Source organism: Bisbaumannia salifodinae (genome assembly GCF_055388505.1).
This window is the reverse complement of sequence record NZ_AP043781.1, coordinates 1,436,412-1,451,777: the sequence shown is the minus strand read 5'-3', so window position 1 is coordinate 1,451,777 and position 15,366 is coordinate 1,436,412. Positions and strand designations below refer to the sequence as shown.

The window sequence follows — 15,366 nt, the reverse complement described above, 5'->3', positions numbered from 1 at the left end:
CGGATCGCCGTCAGCCCACTTCGAGGCCTCGATGCCGCGCCGCCTGCTACAGCGCTACATGCCCCATCCGGAGACGCTCAAGCGCAACCGCTCGCTGCGTTTCATGAGTCATTGGATCGGCAACCCCTCCCTGTGGGTGCTGTCGCGGCGCGGCGTCGCCAACGCCTTTATGGTGGGGCTGTTCAGCGCCCTGCTGCCGATTCCCTTCCAGATGGTGGTGGCCGCCTTCGGCGCCTGGCTGCTGCGCTGTAACCTGCCGCTGTCGGTGGGCCTGGTGTGGATCACCAACCCCCTGACCATCCCGTTGATCTTCTACGGCAATTATCGGCTCGGCGCCTGGCTGCTCAGCACCCCGGCCCGGGAGGCCCCGGAGGCGCTCTCCACCCGCTGGGTGGCGGAACAGATGCTGGATATCCTGCCGATCCTGGCCCTGGGTTCGCTGGTGGCGGCGGTGGTGGTGGGGCTCGGCGCCAACCTGGCGGTACGGCTGCTGTGGCGCTGGCATGTGGTACGCAGCTGGAAGCAGCGCCGTCACCGGCGCCGCCAGCGGCGGGCGGCACGCCGCCGCGGCGACGAGCACGCCCCCTGAACGACAACGGCGCCCTCGGGGCGCCGTTGTCGTTCAGGGGGCGAGGATCGACTACTCCGGCTGAAGCCGGCCCTCATTCAGGCGCAGCACCCGGTCCTGATGGGCGGCCAGGGCGGGATCATGGGTCACCACCACGAAGGCGCAGGCGGCGCTGGAGGCCAGCTCGTCCATCAGCGCCAGGATGCTGGCGGCGGTGTGCTGGTCCAGGTTACCGGTGGGCTCGTCCATCAGCACCAGGCTGGGGTCGGTGATCAGCGCCCGGGCGATGGCCACCCGCTGACGCTCGCCACCGGAGAGCTCGCCGGGCTTGTGCTCGCCGCGCTCCGCCATGCCCACCCGCTCGAGAATCCGCGCCGCCTTGGCCACCGCCTCACGGCGCTTCTGGCCACGGATGATCAGCGGCAGGGCGGCATTCTCCAGGGCGGTCAGTTCCGCCAGCAGATGGTGAAACTGGTAGACGAAGCCGATATGGCGGTTGCGAAAGCGTCCCAGGGCCGCCTCGCCGAGTTCCGCCAGGCACTGCCCCGCCACCTTGACGCTGCCGCCGCTGGGGCGATCGAGCCCGCCCAGCAGGTTGAGCAGGGTGGTCTTGCCGGAGCCGGAGCTGCCCACCACCGCCACCCGCTCGCCGGCGCGCACGCCGAGGTCGAGCTCGTGCAGCACGGTCAGGTCCTGGGGCCCCTCCCGATAGGTCTTGGTCAGCCCCTCGCAGCTCAGCATCACCGGCGCCTCGCTTAGAATACCCTGGGCGGGTTGTTGCATGGTGGCTCCTTGACTATTCATAGCGCAGCACCTCGGCGGGTTGAACCCGTGATGCTCTCCAGGCGGGATAGAGGGTCGACAGGAAGGTCAGCACCAGGGCCGCGGCGACGATGTTGATCACATCGCTCCAGATCAGCCGCGACGGCAGGTAGCTGATGAAATAGACCCCGGAGTCGAGGAACTGGATGCCGAACAGCGCCTCGAACCAGCCGATGATATCGGCGATGCCCAGGGCCAGCAGCACCCCGGCCACCACCCCGATCAGGATACCGATCAGGCCGATGGCCAGCCCCTGGACGATAAAGATCCCCATGATCGAGCGCGGCGTGGCGCCGATGGTGCGCAGGATGGCGATATCCGCATGCTTGTCGGTGACCACCATCACCAGGGTCGAGACGATATTGAAGGCGGCCACGGCGATGATCACCGTCAGCAGCAGGCCGATCATGCGCTTCTCCATCTGGATCGCCTGGAAGAGGTTGCCGTGGGAATAGGTCCAGTCGAGGCCGCGATAGCCGCCGCCCAGTTCGTCGACAATCGCCCGGGTCTCGTCGCCGGCCACGAACAGGTCGTCGAGCTCCAGGCGCAGCCCCTCCACGGCCTCACCCAGGCGCGCCAGGGTCTGCATGTCCTCGATATTGGCATAGGCCAGGCTGGCATCCAGGTCGGCCCCCACGCTGAAGATGCCGCTGACCGTGAAGCGCTTGAGGCGCGGGAAGACCCCCGCCGGGGTGATCGAGGCCTCGGGCACCAGCAGGGTCACCCGGTCGCCCACCCCGACGCCCAGCTGGCGCGCCAGCAGCGAGCCGAGCACGATATTCCACTCGCCGGGCCGCAGCTCATCCAGGCTACCCTCGCGCATATGCTCATCGATAATGGAGACGCGGCCCTCCCACTCGGGGTGGATGCCATTGACCATGGCGCCCTGGTTGCGCCCCCCCACCGAGAACATGCCCTGCTGTTCCACATAGGGGGCGGCGCCGATCACCCGCTCGCGCTGGGTGAGGCGTTCGGCCAGGGCCTGCCACTCCACTAGGCCGTTGCGGGCCTCGATCTTGGTATGGGGCACCATGCCCAGGATGCGGGTGCGCAGCTCCTGGTCGAAGCCGTTCATCACCGACAACACCAGGATCAACACCGCCACCCCCAGGGTGAGGCCCAGCATCGAGGTCAGGGAGATAAAGGAGATAAAGTGGTTGCGCCGTTTGGCGCGGACATAACGCAATCCCAGCAGGAAAGGCAGACGGTCGAGCATCGCAATCAATTCCTTGTCAGCGGGCGCCCATGGTACGGTTTTTCGTTACGGGCTGCACGGGGTGTCCACCGGCGCCAGGCGGCTATTCTGGGCTTGCATCGCGGGCGACGCCACCCTAAATTGCGCCCTTTCCCGCCCCGGCGACACAGGAAGAGAAGACCCCATGGCCAAGCGCTTGTTCCCCGAGTGGCATCCCCAGGATGCCATCCAGCTCACCTGGCCAAGCCCGACCAGCGACTGGGCCCCCCAGTTGAGCCTGATCGAGGCCACCCTGGAGGCCATGGTGGTGGCCATCGCCCGCTATCAGCGGGTGCTGATCGCCGTGCCCAGCGAGGCCGACCGTGCGCGCCTGGCCGAGCGCTTCGCCCACCGCGGCGTGGCCGCCGAGCGGCTGACCCTGGTCGTCGCCGCCGCCGACGACACCTGGGCCCGGGACCATGGCCCCCTCGGCATTGAACGCGACGGCCGGGTGGAGCTGCTCGACTACGTCTTCACCGGCTGGGGCGGCAAGTTCGAGGCCGGCCTCGACAACACCCTGAGCCGGCGCCTGGCCGAGGCGGGCGTCTTCGCCGCGCCCCTGGCGTCCCGGGAGCTGATCCTCGAGGGCGGCGGCATCGAGAGCGACGGCGAAGGCACCTTGCTGACCACCGAGGCCTGCCTGCTCAACCCCAACCGCAATGCCGGCCTGGATCGCGCCGCCATCGAGGCGCACCTGGCCGAGGACTTCGGTGTCCAACGGGTACTATGGCTGCGTCACGGCCACCTGGAGGGAGACGACACCGACAGCCATATCGACACCCTGGCGCGCTTCTGCGACCCCGGGACCATCGCCTATGTGCGCTGCGACGACGAGGGCGACCCCCATTATGCGGCGCTCTCGGCCATGGAGGCGGAGCTGAAGGCCCTCCGGCGTGCCGACGGCCGGCCCTACCGGCTGATCCCCCTGCCCTGGCCGGCGCCCTGCTTCGACCCGGAGGACGGCCACCGCCTGCCGGCCACCTATGCCAACTTCCTGATCATCAACGGCGCCGTGCTGGTGCCCACCTATGGCGACGCGGCGGACAGCCGGGCCCTGTCGGCCCTGGCCGAGGCCTTCCCGGACCGCGACATCCTGCCCATCGACTGTTCGGTGGTGATTCGCCAACATGGCAGCCTGCACTGCCTGACCATGCAGCTGCCCCGGGGCAGCCTGGCCTGACGGCCCGAACGACGGAGAGAGACGATGACCAAGACCCTGAAGGTGGGCCTGGTACAACAGGCCGCCTGGCCCGACAAGGCGAAGAGCCTGGCCGAGAGCGAGGCCCGGGTGCGCGAGCTGGCCGCCCAGGGCGCCCAGTTGGTGCTGCTCCAGGAGCTCCACGCCACCCACTACTTCTGCCAGTACGAGGACCCGGACCTCTTCGACCTGGCCGAGCCCCTGGACGGCCCCACCGGCAGCCGCCTGGCGGCGCTCGCCGCGGAGCTGGATATCGTCCTGGTGGGCTCGCTGTTCGAGCGCCGCGCCGCCGGCCTCTACCACAACACCGCCGTGGTCTATGACCGCGCCCAGGGGGCGGTGGGCCACTACCGCAAGATGCATATCCCCGACGATCCGGCCTTCTACGAGAAGTTCTACTTCACCCCCGGCGACGCCGACGGCCCCGGCCAGGGCTTCGCCCCCATCGAGACCTCCCTGGGGCGCCTCGGGGTGCTGGTGTGCTGGGATCAGTGGTACCCGGAGGCGGCGCGGCTGATGGCCCTGGCCGGCGCCGAGCTGCTGCTCTACCCCACCGCCATCGGCTGGCATCCGCCGGACGAAGACGCCGAGAAGGTGCGCCAGAAGGAGGCCTGGACCCTGATCCAGCGCGCCCACGGCGTGGCCAACGGCCTGCCGGTGGTGGTCGCCAACCGGGTCGGCCACGAGCCCGACCACTCCGGGGTCGGCCCGGGCATCGACTTCTGGGGCGGCAGCTTCGTCTGCGGCCCCCAGGGAGAGCTGCTGGCCCATGCCGGCGAGGAGGCCCAGACCCTGCTGGTGGAGGTGGATATGGCCCGCGGCGAGGAAACCCGGCGCATCTGGCCGTACCTCCGCGATCGTCGTATCGACGCCTATGGCGAACTGACGCGCCGATACCGGGACTAAAGTAAGGTTCTTCGTAGTTCAGCGTGAAGCCACGACATAGCTGATCTCCGGCTTGCCACTGTGGGAGTCCGGATTCCGGACGATTGGGCGACGCAGTCGCCCTGGCGCCTGGCGGCGCCAATCGCTCGGAAGAATCCGAGCTCCCACAGAAACCACGGTGGCGGCTTGAGGGGGAGGCCGGAAAACAAGACACCCCCACCAGCATAAGCTGGTGGGGGTGTCTTACCGCTTAAAGCTTACAGCTCCAGGCTGGGGGTTATTTCCAGAAATCGCGGATCGAGGCGATGCCCTGGGCGCCCACGGCGCGGGCATGGTCGGCATCGAAACGGGTCATGCCACCGAGGGCGAAGACCGGCATGGCGGCGGTCTCCACCAGTTGCTGGAAGTCGTGCCAGCCCAGTGGCGCCACCTCCGGATGAGACGGCGTGGTGCGCAGCGGCGACAGGGTCACGAAATCACAGCCGATACGACCGGCCTGATCCAGCTGCGCCTTGTCGTGAGTGGAGGCGGAGAGCCACTTGCCCTCGGCGATGGGGCGGCGTTCCAGCTGCATCAACCGCTCGCTGGTCAGGTGGATGCCATCGGCATCCACCGCCTCGAGCAGTTCCGGCTCGCCGTTGAGCAGCAGCTGGGCGCCATGCTCGCGGCATAGCGCCAGGGCCCGCTCGGCGCGGGCCAGGTAGGCCTCGCGATCCAGCGACTTGGCACGCAACTGCACCAGGCGCACGCCATCCTCGGTCAGCGCCCGCTGCAGCCTGCCGAGGAAGACCTCGTCGTCGGCCTCCTCGTCGCTGATCAGGTACTCGGTGGGCAACATCACCGCCCGCAGGATCGGCAGGTTGGCCGCCGGGAAGGGGTAGTTGTAGAGCTCCTCCATGGGCACCCAGCGCACCGCCTGCCCCTCGCGACCGAAGGGCTCGCCGGCGAAGTCATGGACCTGCCACACATCCAGCAGGATATGCTTGTCCGGGTACTCGTGGTGCACGCGAATCAGCGGCTGGGCGCGGCGAATCTCCACCCCCAGCTCCTCGTGCAGCTCGCGCTTGAGGGCTTCGAAACCGGTCTCGTAGGGCGCCAGCTTGCCACCCGGAAACTCCCAGAGCCCACCCTGATCCACGGTGGAGGGGCGCCGGGCGATCAGCACCTGCCGGGTATCGCGGCTGACGATGGCGGCGGCCGCCACATGAACCCTTCTCTTGACCATTGCGTTCATTACCTTTCCATCATGCTGGACGCCGACTCAGGAACGATAGTCGGCGTTGATCGTGACATAGTCGTGGGACAGGTCGGAGGTCCACACCGTGGCCGCCTCCTCGCCGCGCCCCAGGCGAATGCGAATCGTGATCTCTTCCTCGGCCATCACCGCGCTGCCGGCCGCCTCGGTGTAGCCGGCGGCGCGACCGCCCTGCTCCACCAAGCGTACCTCGCCCAGGTCGATGACCACCTTGTCGACGTCGAAGTCGGCCACCGGCGCCCGGCCCACGGCGGCGAGGATGCGCCCCCAGTTGGCGTCCGAGGCGTAGAGGGCGGTCTTGACCAGCGGCGAATGGGCCACGGTAAAGGCCACGTCCAGGGCCTCCCGACGGCTGGCGGCTTCCTCGACCCGCAGGGTGACGAACTTGGTGGCCCCCTCGCCGTCGCGGATGATCGCCTGAGCCAGCTCGACCAGCACCGCCAGCAGCGCCTCGCGGAAGTCCGCCAGCGCCGCCGTATCGGCGGCCTCGAGGGTCGCGCCGCGGCCGGTGGCGACCAGCATGCAGGCATCATTGGTGGAGGTGTCGCTGTCCACGGTGATGCAGTTGAAGGAGTCGGCCACCGTCTCCCTCAGCAGTTCCTGCAGCAGCGGCGTGGCGATGGCCGCGTCGGTGGCCACGAAGCCCAGCATGGTCGCCATATTGGGCTGGATCATGCCGGACCCCTTGCTGATGCCGGCGATGGTCACCGTCTGGCCGTGGATCTCCACCTCCCGGGTCGCCCCCTTGGGACGGGTGTCGGTGGTGAGGATGCCCTCGGCGGCGGCCTCCCAGGCCGTCGGGTCGAGGCTCTCGAGCGCCGACGGCAGGGCCCCCAACAGGCGCGCCATGGGCAGCGGCTCGCCGATCACCCCGGTGGAGAAGGGCAGCACCGCCTCGGGGGCGACCCCGGCCAGGCGTGCCAGCTCACTACAACTGGCCTCGGCATCCGCCAGGCCCTGGGCGCCGGTGCCGGCATTGGCGTTGCCGGTATTGACCAGCAGATAGCGGGGGGCGGCGTCGGCCCGATGGCAGGCCGCCAGATGGCGCTTGGCCACCTGCACCGGCGCCGCGCAGAAGGCGTTGCGGGTAAAGGTACCGGCCACGGTGGCACCCTCGGGAATCTCGATCACCACCAGGTCGCGGCGGTTCGGCTTCTTGATGCCGGCCATGGCGCTGCCCAGGCGCAGCCCCTCGATCACCGGCATGGCCGGAAACACCGCTTCACCCACTGCCATCGTTGCTCTCTCCTCTCGTCGGGTTGGCGGCGCTCAGTTGAGCTTGCCGCAGCACTGCTTGAACTTCTTGCCGGAGCCGCAGGGGCAGGGATCGTTGCGCCCCACCTTGGGCCCCTCGCGGCGCACCGGGCGCCCGTCGGCACCGGGCGAGGCCGCGGCGGCCGGGGCGCCTTCGCTGGCCGCGGCACTCGGCTCGTCATGGCGACTGGCGGCGGCGGCCTTCTCGCGCTCCAGGGCCTCGCGGCGCTGGCGCTCCAGTTCGTCGACCTCCTCCTGGCGGCGCACCTGCACATGGCTGAGGATGCGGGTCACGTCGCCCTTGATATTGGCCAGCAGGTTCTGGAACAGCTCGAAGGCCTCGCGCTTGTACTCCTGCTTGGGGTTCTTCTGGGCATAGCCGCGCAGGTGGATGCCCCGGCGCAGGTGATCCATGGACTGCAGGTGCTCCTTCCAGCGGGTGTCGAGCACCTGCAGCATGATCTGCTTCTCGAAGCGCCGCATCAGCGCCTCGCCCACGGTCTCCACCTTGGCCTCGTAGGCCTGGCGGTGCATCTCCTGCAGGCGCTCGCGCAGCTGCTCCTCGTGGAAGCGCTGATCCTCCTCGGCCCATTGCACCACCGGCGCGTCCAGGTTGAACTCGGTCTTGAGGTGCTCCTGGAGCCCGGCCAGGTCCCACTGCTCCGGCAGGCTCTGGGGCGGCACGAACTGGCTGATCGCCTCGTCGAGCATCTCGGCGCGGATGCCGGTGACGTTCTCGGAGACGTCCTCGGCGGCGAGGATCTCGTCGCGCTGCTCGTAGATCACCCGACGCTGGTCGTTGGCCACGTCGTCGTATTCGAGCAGCTGCTTACGGATATCGAAGTTGCGGCTCTCGACCTTCTTCTGGGCCCGCTCCACGGCGTTGGAGACCATCTTGTGCTCGATGGCCTCGCCCTTCTCCAGGCCCAGGGCCTGCATCAGGCGCTGCACCCGATCGGAGCCGAACAGGCGCATCAGGCTGTCTTCCAGCGACAGGAAGAAACGGGTCGAGCCCGGATCCCCCTGGCGCCCGGCCCGGCCGCGCAACTGGTTGTCGATACGCCGCGACTCGTGGCGCTCGGAACCGACCACATGCAGGCCGCCGGCGGCCAGCACCGCCTCGTGGCGCCGCTGCCATTCGGCCTTGAGCGCCTCGACCTGGGCCTCGCTGGGGTTCTCCAGCTTGGCCGCCTCGGCCTCCCAGTTACCGCCGAGCATGATGTCGGTGCCGCGGCCGGCCATGTTGGTGGCGATGGTGATAGCGCCGGGACGCCCGGCCTGGGCGATGATCTCCGCCTCGCTCTGGTGCTGCTTGGCGTTGAGTACATTGAAGTCGAGGCCGGCCTGCTTCATCAGCCGCGCCAGGTACTCGGAGGCCTCGATGGAGGCGGTACCCACCAGCACGGGACGCCCCGCCTCGGTCTCGGCCTGGACGTCCTTGATGATCGCCTCGAACTTCTCCTCGGTGGTCAGGTAGACCAGGTCGTTGAGGTCCTGACGGGCCAGCGGCTTGTTGGTGGGAATCACCACCACGTCCAGGCCATAGATCTGGCGGAACTCGAAGGCCTCGGTATCGGCGGTACCGGTCATGCCGGCCAGCTTGTCATAGAGGCGGAAGTAGTTCTGGAAGGTGGTGGAGGCGAGCGTCTGGCTCTCGCGCTGGATGGCCACGCCCTCCTTGGCCTCCACCGCCTGGTGCAGGCCCTCGGACCAGCGCCGCCCCGGCATGGTGCGGCCGGTGTGCTCGTCGACGATCACCACCTGACCATCGCTGACGATATAGTCCACGTCGCGGTGGTAGAGGTGGCGGGCGCGCAACGCCGAATGCATATGCTGCAGCAGGTTGAGGTTCTGGGCGGCGTAGAGGGAGTCGTCCTCGCCGAGCAGGCCCTCGGCCCGCATCAGCTCCTCCACCTTGTTGTGGCCGGCCTCGGTGATCTCCACCTGCTTCTGCTTCTCGTCCAGGGTGAAGTCGCCGTCCACCGGCATTTCCGGGTCCTCCGACGCCTCGCCCTTGACCAGCTGCGTCGCCAGGCGATCGACCACCTTGTAGAGGTCGGTGTTCTCGTCGACGGGACCGGAGATGATCAGCGGCGTGCGCGCCTCATCGATCAGGATGGAGTCCACCTCGTCGACGATGGCGAAGTGCAGGCCCCGCTGCACCTTCTCCTCCTGGGAGAAGGCCATGTTGTCGCGCAGGTAGTCGAAGCCGAACTCGTTGTTGGTGCCGTAGGTGATATCGCCGGCGTAGGCGGCACGCTTCTCCTCCTGGGTCTGGCCGGCATAGACGGTGCCGACACTCAGCCCCAGGAACTCGTAGAGGGGGCGCATCCAGTCGGCGTCGCGGCGCGCCAGGTAGTCGTTGACGGTGACCACGTGCACGCCCTCGCCGGGCAGCGCATTGAGGTAGACCGCCAGGGTGGCCACCAGGGTCTTGCCCTCGCCGGTCTTCATCTCGGCGATGCGCCCCTGGTGGAGCACCATGCCGCCGATCATCTGCACGTCGAAGTGACGCATGCCCATGACGCGCTTGCCGGCCTCGCGCACCGTGGCGAAGGCCTCCGGCAGCAGGGCGTCGAGGCTCTCGCCGCCCTCCAGCCGCGCGCGCAGGGCGGGGGTCTGGGCCTGGAGCTCCTCGTCGGAGAGCCCCTCGAGGCGCGCCTCGAGGACATTGATCTGCGCCACGTCCTTTTGCAGGCGCTTGATGACGCGGTCGTTCCTGGAGCCGACCACCTTACGAAGCAGGGTATTGAGCATTGCGATGATGTCCTGTGTCTGCCGAAGCAGAGAATCATGATTGGCGCCGGGGCGCCGCGTCCTTCAGGCGATGGCGCCAACGGGCGGGCCACGCCGGGACAGGACATCGAGGGCGGCGATCCAGCGCCGCAGGGGAGACGGTCGGCGGGGCCAGGCACGGCGACACAGGCATCCGCGGCGCCGCGGCGGCTGCCAGCGCAGTCGACGGGCCTGGCGGCGGCTCTCGGCGCGAATCGCCGCCGGCGCCAGCCAGCAGACCTGCACCACCCGCACCACCAGGCGCCCGCCATCGGAGGCCACCAGCCCCACCGGCAGCAGGCAGCCCACCAGCAGGCCGGCCAGCCACCAGCGGGAACGCCGGCGCGGGGCACGGAAAGCGGCAGAGGCGGTGGGCTGGGTCATGCTGTCGACGGACTCCCGGACATGCTAGATTGGCGGCAAGCCACGGTCGCCGCGAGAAAGCCCATGAGTATAAAGGTTAAGCGTTTCCGCGCCCAGCCCGTCACCCGCCTGCTGGGCGGTCGCGGCGAGCTGGGCGGCTTGATGCGCATGGCCTCGCTGCTGGAGCAGGCCCAGACCACCCTGCGCGAGGCGCTACCGGAGGAGATGCGCGAGCACCTCTACGTCGGCGGCTACCGGGACGGTCGGCTGACCCTGATCACCGACCGCGCCGCCTGGCTGACTCGGCTGCGCTACGAGCAGCCCCGACTGCTGACGCTGTTGCGCGGCCTGCCGGAGTTCGCCGCCCTGCAGCGCCTCAATCTCAAGGTGCGCCCGGTGCGCCCCCCCAAGCCGGTGCCCCGCCAGGAGCGCCACCTGCCCGCCCAGGCCGCCGCCGAACTCGCCAGCTGTGCCAGCGAGATCGACGACCCCCGATTGCGCGGCGCCCTGGAACGCCTGGCGGCCCATGGCGCGGCGACGCCCGACGACGCCGGCGACTGACCCGCTTCCGGGCTTCGTGCCAGACCGGCCGTGCCAGACTGGCCGTGCCATACTGCAGTAGGCGCTCGATCACAGGCCCGTTGCGCGCGGCGCCCTCAAACGCAACGATGCCCAGCCGGTAAGCCGACTGGGCATCGAAAGAATTCGCTGGTGGCTACGCCCTGATTCGAACAGGGGACCCCATCATTATGAGTGATGTGCTCTAACCAGCTGAGCTACGTAGCCACGGGGGTCGCGACGCTTGGCGTCGGCAACGGGGGCGCATTATGCCCAGCCCGACTGTCGCTGGCAAGTCCTCTGTGCGTCGTTTTTATTGATTGAACGTTCAATAAAAATATCCCATACTAGGTTTATCGCCATCGATCACCCGGACGGTTCGCCGTCCCAGCACGAGGAGATGCCCGATGCCCAAGGTCGGAATGGAACCCATTCGCCGCCGCCAGTTGATTCAGGCCACCATGGAGGCCATCGACGAGGCCGGCCTGGCCGACGCCACGGTGATCCGCATCGCCCGCCGCGCCGGCGTCTCCGCCGGTATCATCAGCCACTACTTCGGCGGCAAGGATGGCCTGCTCGAGGCCACCATGCGCCAGATCCTCCATGACCTGGGCGAGGCCGTGGCGACCCGCCGCGCCGCCCTCGGCCGGGCGGAGCCCCGGGCCCACCTCGAGGCGATCATCGACGGCAACTTCGATCGCAGCCAGGTCAGCGGCCCGGTGGCCAAGACCTGGCTGGCGTTCTGGGCCAGCAGCATGCACAAGCCGACGCTGCAGCGCCTGCAATCGGTCAACGACCGGCGCCTCTACTCCAACCTGTGCCACCAGTTCCGCCGCTGCCTGCCCCGGGACGAGGCGCGCCGCGCCGCCCAGGGCCTGGCCGCCATGATCGACGGCCTCTGGCTGCGTGGCGCCCTGGCCCCCGAGGGGCTGGACGTGGCGCAGGCCCGCCGCCTGGCCTACGACTACCTTGATCAACAGCTGGCCCGCGAGCCCGCCCTCGCCTGACGGCCGATGCCTCGAGGCATCCCGAACATTCGCACTACCCTTTCTCAGGAGGTCCCCATGACCGCGCTTCCGACTCAGCAGCTCTATATCGATGGCCAGGCCGTCGACGCCACCTCCGGCGAGACCTTCGCCGCCATCAACCCCTACGATGGCAGCGAGCTGGCCCGGGTGCAGCAGGCCTCGGCCGCCGACGTGGATCGCGCCGTGGCCGCCGCCCAGGCCGGCCAGCAGGCGTGGGCCGCCATGACCGGCATGGAGCGCGGCCGCATCCTGCAGCGCGCCGTGGCCCTGCTCCGGGAACGCAACGACGAACTGGCGGCGCTGGAGACCCTCAACACCGGCAAGCCGATCAGCGAGACCGCCGCGGTGGATATCGTCACCGGCGCCGACGTCCTCGAATACTACGCCGGCCTGGCCTCGGCCATCGAGGGCGCGCAGATCCCCCTGCGCGACACCTCCTTCGTCTATACCCGCCGCGAGCCGCTGGGCGTGATCGGCGCCATCGGTGCCTGGAACTATCCCATCCAGATCGCCTGCTGGAAGGCCGCCCCGGCGCTGGCCGCCGGCAATGCCGTGGTCTTCAAGCCCAGCGAGGTGACCCCGCTGACCGCCATCAAGCTGGCCGAGATCTTCACCGAGGCGGGCCTGCCGAACGGCGTCTTCAACGTCATCCAGGGCGACGGCCGGGTGGGCGCCCTGCTCACCGAGCACACCGGCATCGCCAAGGTCTCCTTCACCGGCGAGGTGGGCACCGGCAAGAAGGTGATGGCCGCCGCCGGGGGCTCCACCCTCAAGGACGTGACCATGGAGCTGGGCGGCAAGTCGCCGCTGATCGTCTTCCATGACGCCGACCTGGATCGCGCCGCCGATGCCGCCATGATGGCCAACTTCTACTCCAGCGGGCAGATCTGCACCAACGGCACCCGGGTCTTCGTCGACCGCCGCGTCAAGGATGCCTTCGAGGCCAAGGTGGCCGAGCGGGTGGCGCGCATCAAGGCCGGCGACCCCCGCGACCCGGAGGTCAACTTCGGCCCCCTGGTGAGCTTCGAGCACCAGCAGAAGGTGCTTTCCTATATCGCCCAGGGCAAGGAAGAAGGCGCCCGGCTGCTGGCCGGCGGCGAAGCCTGGGACAGCGGCGACTTCGCACGGGGCGCCTGGGCGGCTCCCACGGTGTTCACCGACTGCCACGACGAGATGCGCATCGTCCGCGAGGAGATCTTCGGCCCGGTGATGGCGATCCTTGCCTTCGATGACGAGGACGAGGTGATCCGCCGCGCCAACGACACCCAGTACGGCCTGGCCGCCGGCGTCTTCACCGAGAGCCTGAATCGCGCCCATGGCGCCATTCATCGCCTGGAGGCCGGCATCTGCTGGATCAACACCTGGGGCGAGTCCCCCGCCGAGATGCCGGTGGGCGGCTACAAGCAGTCCGGGGTGGGCCGCGAGAACGGCATCGAGACCCTCAACCACTACACCCAGACCAAGTCGGTGCAGGTGGAGATGGGCGCCTTCGAGTCGGTCTTCTAAGGCCCCGCCCCAGACCCGCTTCGCCCACGAGGGGCGCCGGGGGCAAGTCGTCGCGAGGGGCCATTTGCCAGGGAAGGCAAACGTAGCGCCCAGGGAGGGGTTTACCGCGCCCTCGCGGCGCTCTGCCCCCGGCCCCGGATAGGCCGCCCGCCGCCCCGCCCTATTGCTTTGTCTCCGTCTTCTTCTTGGGAGGACCCCATGTCCCAGATCCGCGAATTCGATTACGTCATTATCGGCGCCGGCTCCGCCGGCAACGTGCTGGCCACCCGCCTCACCGAGGACCCCGAGGTCCAGGTACTGCTGCTGGAGGCCGGCGGCCCCGACTACCGCTTCGACTTCCGCACCCAGATGCCGGCGGCGCTGGCCTACCCGCTGCAGGGCAAGCGCTACAACTGGGCCTTCGAGACCGACCCGGAACCGCATATGGACGGCCGGCGCATGGAGTGCGGCCGTGGCAAGGGCCTGGGCGGCTCCTCGCTGATCAACGGCATGTGCTATATCCGCGGCAACGCCCTGGACTATGACTACTGGGCCAAGCGCCCGGGCCTCGAGGACTGGACCTACGCCGACTGCCTGCCCTACTTCCGCAAGGCGGAGACCCGCGATATCGGCCCCAACGACTATCACGGCGGCGACGGCCCGGTCAGCGTGACCACCCCCAAGGAAGGCAACAACCCCCTCTACCACGCCTTTATCGAGGCCGGCGTCCAGGCCGGCTACCCGGCCACCGAGGACGTCAACGGCTACCAGCAGGAAGGCTTCGGCCCCATGGACCGCTTCGTCACCCCCCAGGGACGCCGTGCCTCCACCGCTCGGGGCTACCTGGACACCGCCAAGCAGCGCCCCAACCTGACCATCGAGACCCGGGCCACCACCGATATCATCGAGTTCGAGGGCAAGCGCGCCGTGGGCGTGCGCTATGAGCGCAAGGGCCAGACGCAGCGGGTGCGGGTGCGCCGCGAGGTGCTGCTGTGCGGCGGCGCCATCGCCTCGCCGCAGATCCTGCAGCGCTCCGGCGTGGGCCCCCAGGCGGTCCTCGACGAGCTCGGCATCACCCCGGTGCTGGTCAACGACAACGTCGGTGCCCACCTCCAGGATCACCTGGAGATGTATATCCAGTACGAGTGCACGCAGCCGATCTCCCTCTATCCGGCGCTGAAGTGGTACAACCAGCCGAAGATCGGCGCCGAATGGCTGTTCCTCGGCACCGGCATCGGCGCCAGCAACCAGTTCGAGGCGGCGGGCTTTATCCGCACCGACGACGCCGAGGAGTGGCCCAACCTGCAGTACCACTTCCTGCCCATCGCCATCAGCTACAACGGCAAGAGCGCCGTCCAGGCCCACGGCTTCCAGGCCCATGTGGGCTCCATGCGCTCCGAGAGCCGCGGCCGGGTGCGCCTCACCTCCCGGGATCCCAAGGCGGCGCCGAGCATCCTCTTCAACTACATGTCCACCGACAAGGACTGGCAGGAGTTCCGCGACGCCATTCGCCTGACCCGCGAGATCATCGCCCAGCCGGCCATGGATCCCTACCGCGGCCGCGAGATCTCCCCGGGCCCGGACGTCCAGTCCGACGCCGAGCTGGACGCCTTCGTCCGCGAGCATGCCGAGACCGCCTACCACCCCTGCGGCAGCTGCCGCATGGGCGAGGGGGACGACGCCGTGGTCAACGGCGCCGGCCAGGTCCACGGCCTGGAGGGGCTGCGGGTGGTGGACGCCTCGCTGTTCCCGGTGATCCCCACCGGCAACCTCAACGCCCCGACGATCATGCTGGCGGAGAAGATCGCCGACAAGATCCGCGGCCGCGACCCGCTGCCCAAGAGCGACGCCCCCTACTACGTGGCCAAGGGCGCCCCAGCCCAGCAGGAACCGCAGCGCCGACTCGATGAAGCCCATCGCTGAGACTAGTCTCCTCAGCCC

Annotated in this window: 13 protein-coding genes and 1 tRNA gene; 7 read left to right on the top strand and 7 right to left on the bottom strand. The window is 68.8% G+C overall.

The genetic code is table 11. The features are described 5' to 3' along the window. Positions 1–31 precede the first annotated feature (31 nt). The gene (locus ACZ5EF_RS06570) at positions 32–589 is read left to right on the top strand and encodes a DUF2062 domain-containing protein (RefSeq protein ID WP_346063170.1); all 558 of its coding nucleotides are present in this window, start codon (positions 32–34) and stop codon (positions 587–589) included. A gap of 51 nt (positions 590–640) precedes the next feature. Here ACZ5EF_RS06570 and ACZ5EF_RS06565 read toward each other — a convergent pair whose 3' ends face one another. Further along, the gene (locus ACZ5EF_RS06565; RefSeq protein ID WP_346063171.1) at positions 641–1,351 is read right to left on the bottom strand and encodes an ABC transporter ATP-binding protein; all 711 of its coding nucleotides are present in this window, start codon (positions 1,349–1,351) and stop codon (positions 641–643) included. 13 nt (positions 1,352–1,364) lie between these two features. Then, positions 1,365–2,606 (bottom strand): lipoprotein-releasing ABC transporter permease subunit, encoded by a 1,242-nt coding sequence (locus ACZ5EF_RS06560; protein WP_346063172.1) that lies wholly within the window; start codon positions 2,604–2,606, stop codon positions 1,365–1,367. Positions 2,607–2,769: 163 nt separating this feature from the next. On the opposite strand from ACZ5EF_RS06560, the gene ACZ5EF_RS06555 reads away from it, so the two are divergent. Together ACZ5EF_RS06555 and ACZ5EF_RS06550 are read left to right on the top strand one after the other, a co-directional pair. Further along, the gene (locus ACZ5EF_RS06555) at positions 2,770–3,804 is read left to right on the top strand and encodes an agmatine deiminase family protein (RefSeq protein WP_346063173.1); all 1,035 of its coding nucleotides are present in this window, start codon (positions 2,770–2,772) and stop codon (positions 3,802–3,804) included. 24 nt (positions 3,805–3,828) lie between these two features. Beyond that, positions 3,829–4,728: a carbon-nitrogen hydrolase gene (locus tag ACZ5EF_RS06550; protein ID WP_346063174.1), complete on the top strand. Its 900-nt coding sequence runs from the start codon at positions 3,829–3,831 to the stop codon at positions 4,726–4,728. 256 nt (positions 4,729–4,984) lie between these two features. Here ACZ5EF_RS06550 and ACZ5EF_RS06545 read toward each other — a convergent pair whose 3' ends face one another. From ACZ5EF_RS06545 to ACZ5EF_RS06530, 4 genes are all read right to left on the bottom strand, one after another. Next, complete coding sequence (locus tag ACZ5EF_RS06545) at positions 4,985–5,932, bottom strand: Nudix family hydrolase (RefSeq protein WP_346063189.1); 948 nt, start codon at positions 5,930–5,932, stop codon at positions 4,985–4,987. Between the two features lie 36 nt (positions 5,933–5,968). After that, positions 5,969–7,198 carry a bifunctional glutamate N-acetyltransferase/amino-acid acetyltransferase ArgJ gene (argJ, locus tag ACZ5EF_RS06540; RefSeq protein ID WP_346063175.1) on the bottom strand — a complete coding sequence of 410 codons (1,230 nt, stop codon included), beginning with the start codon at positions 7,196–7,198 and terminating at the stop codon, positions 5,969–5,971. Positions 7,199–7,231: 33 nt separating this feature from the next. Next, the gene (gene secA / locus ACZ5EF_RS06535; protein WP_346063176.1) at positions 7,232–9,973 is read right to left on the bottom strand and encodes a preprotein translocase subunit SecA; all 2,742 of its coding nucleotides are present in this window, start codon (positions 9,971–9,973) and stop codon (positions 7,232–7,234) included. Positions 9,974–10,036: 63 nt separating this feature from the next. Next, positions 10,037–10,375 carry a hypothetical protein gene (locus tag ACZ5EF_RS06530; RefSeq protein WP_346063177.1) on the bottom strand — a complete coding sequence of 113 codons (339 nt, stop codon included), beginning with the start codon at positions 10,373–10,375 and terminating at the stop codon, positions 10,037–10,039. A gap of 63 nt (positions 10,376–10,438) precedes the next feature. Here ACZ5EF_RS06530 and ACZ5EF_RS06525 point away from each other — a divergent pair, with 63 nt between their 5' ends. After that, a complete protein-coding gene (locus ACZ5EF_RS06525) occupies positions 10,439–10,915 on the top strand; it encodes a DUF721 domain-containing protein (RefSeq protein WP_346063178.1) in 477 nt (158 codons plus the stop codon). A gap of 148 nt (positions 10,916–11,063) precedes the next feature. On the opposite strand, the gene ACZ5EF_RS06520 is transcribed toward ACZ5EF_RS06525, so the two are convergent. Next, a tRNA-Met gene (locus tag ACZ5EF_RS06520) sits at positions 11,064–11,140 on the bottom strand. A gap of 179 nt (positions 11,141–11,319) precedes the next feature. On the opposite strand from ACZ5EF_RS06520, the gene betI reads away from it, so the two are divergent. The 3 genes from betI to betA all read left to right on the top strand — a co-directional run bounded on the left by betI (position 11,320) and on the right by betA (position 15,348). After that, positions 11,320–11,919 (top strand): transcriptional regulator BetI, encoded by a 600-nt coding sequence (gene betI / locus ACZ5EF_RS06515; protein ID WP_346063179.1) that lies wholly within the window; start codon positions 11,320–11,322, stop codon positions 11,917–11,919. A gap of 57 nt (positions 11,920–11,976) precedes the next feature. After that, complete coding sequence (gene betB, locus ACZ5EF_RS06510) at positions 11,977–13,446, top strand: betaine-aldehyde dehydrogenase (protein WP_346063180.1); 1,470 nt, start codon at positions 11,977–11,979, stop codon at positions 13,444–13,446. 198 nt (positions 13,447–13,644) lie between these two features. Then, a complete protein-coding gene (betA, locus tag ACZ5EF_RS06505; RefSeq protein ID WP_346063181.1) occupies positions 13,645–15,348 on the top strand; it encodes a choline dehydrogenase in 1,704 nt (567 codons plus the stop codon). Positions 15,349–15,366: the final 18 nt, after the last annotated feature.

Excerpts from the sequence above, each read along its gene's own strand:
- betA (WP_346063181.1), top strand. The coding sequence starts at position 13,645 with ATGTCCCAGATCCGCGAATTCGATTACGTCATTATCGGCGCCGGCTCC.
- ACZ5EF_RS06560 (WP_346063172.1), bottom strand. The coding sequence starts at position 2,606 with ATGCTCGACCGTCTGCCTTTCCTGCTGGGATTGCGTTATGTCCGCGCC.
- betB (WP_346063180.1), top strand. The coding sequence starts at position 11,977 with ATGACCGCGCTTCCGACTCAGCAGCTCTATATCGATGGCCAGGCCGTC.
- ACZ5EF_RS06525 (WP_346063178.1), top strand. The coding sequence starts at position 10,439 with ATGAGTATAAAGGTTAAGCGTTTCCGCGCCCAGCCCGTCACCCGCCTG.
- ACZ5EF_RS06570 (WP_346063170.1), top strand. The coding sequence starts at position 32 with ATGCCGCGCCGCCTGCTACAGCGCTACATGCCCCATCCGGAGACGCTC.
- ACZ5EF_RS06565 (WP_346063171.1), bottom strand. The coding sequence starts at position 1,351 with ATGCAACAACCCGCCCAGGGTATTCTAAGCGAGGCGCCGGTGATGCTG.
- argJ (WP_346063175.1), bottom strand. The coding sequence starts at position 7,198 with ATGGCAGTGGGTGAAGCGGTGTTTCCGGCCATGCCGGTGATCGAGGGG.
- ACZ5EF_RS06555 (WP_346063173.1), top strand. The coding sequence starts at position 2,770 with ATGGCCAAGCGCTTGTTCCCCGAGTGGCATCCCCAGGATGCCATCCAG.
- ACZ5EF_RS06550 (WP_346063174.1), top strand. The coding sequence starts at position 3,829 with ATGACCAAGACCCTGAAGGTGGGCCTGGTACAACAGGCCGCCTGGCCC.
- secA (WP_346063176.1), bottom strand. The coding sequence starts at position 9,973 with ATGCTCAATACCCTGCTTCGTAAGGTGGTCGGCTCCAGGAACGACCGC.
- betI (WP_346063179.1), top strand. The coding sequence starts at position 11,320 with ATGCCCAAGGTCGGAATGGAACCCATTCGCCGCCGCCAGTTGATTCAG.
- ACZ5EF_RS06530 (WP_346063177.1), bottom strand. The coding sequence starts at position 10,375 with ATGACCCAGCCCACCGCCTCTGCCGCTTTCCGTGCCCCGCGCCGGCGT.
- ACZ5EF_RS06545 (WP_346063189.1), bottom strand. The coding sequence starts at position 5,932 with ATGGTCAAGAGAAGGGTTCATGTGGCGGCCGCCGCCATCGTCAGCCGC.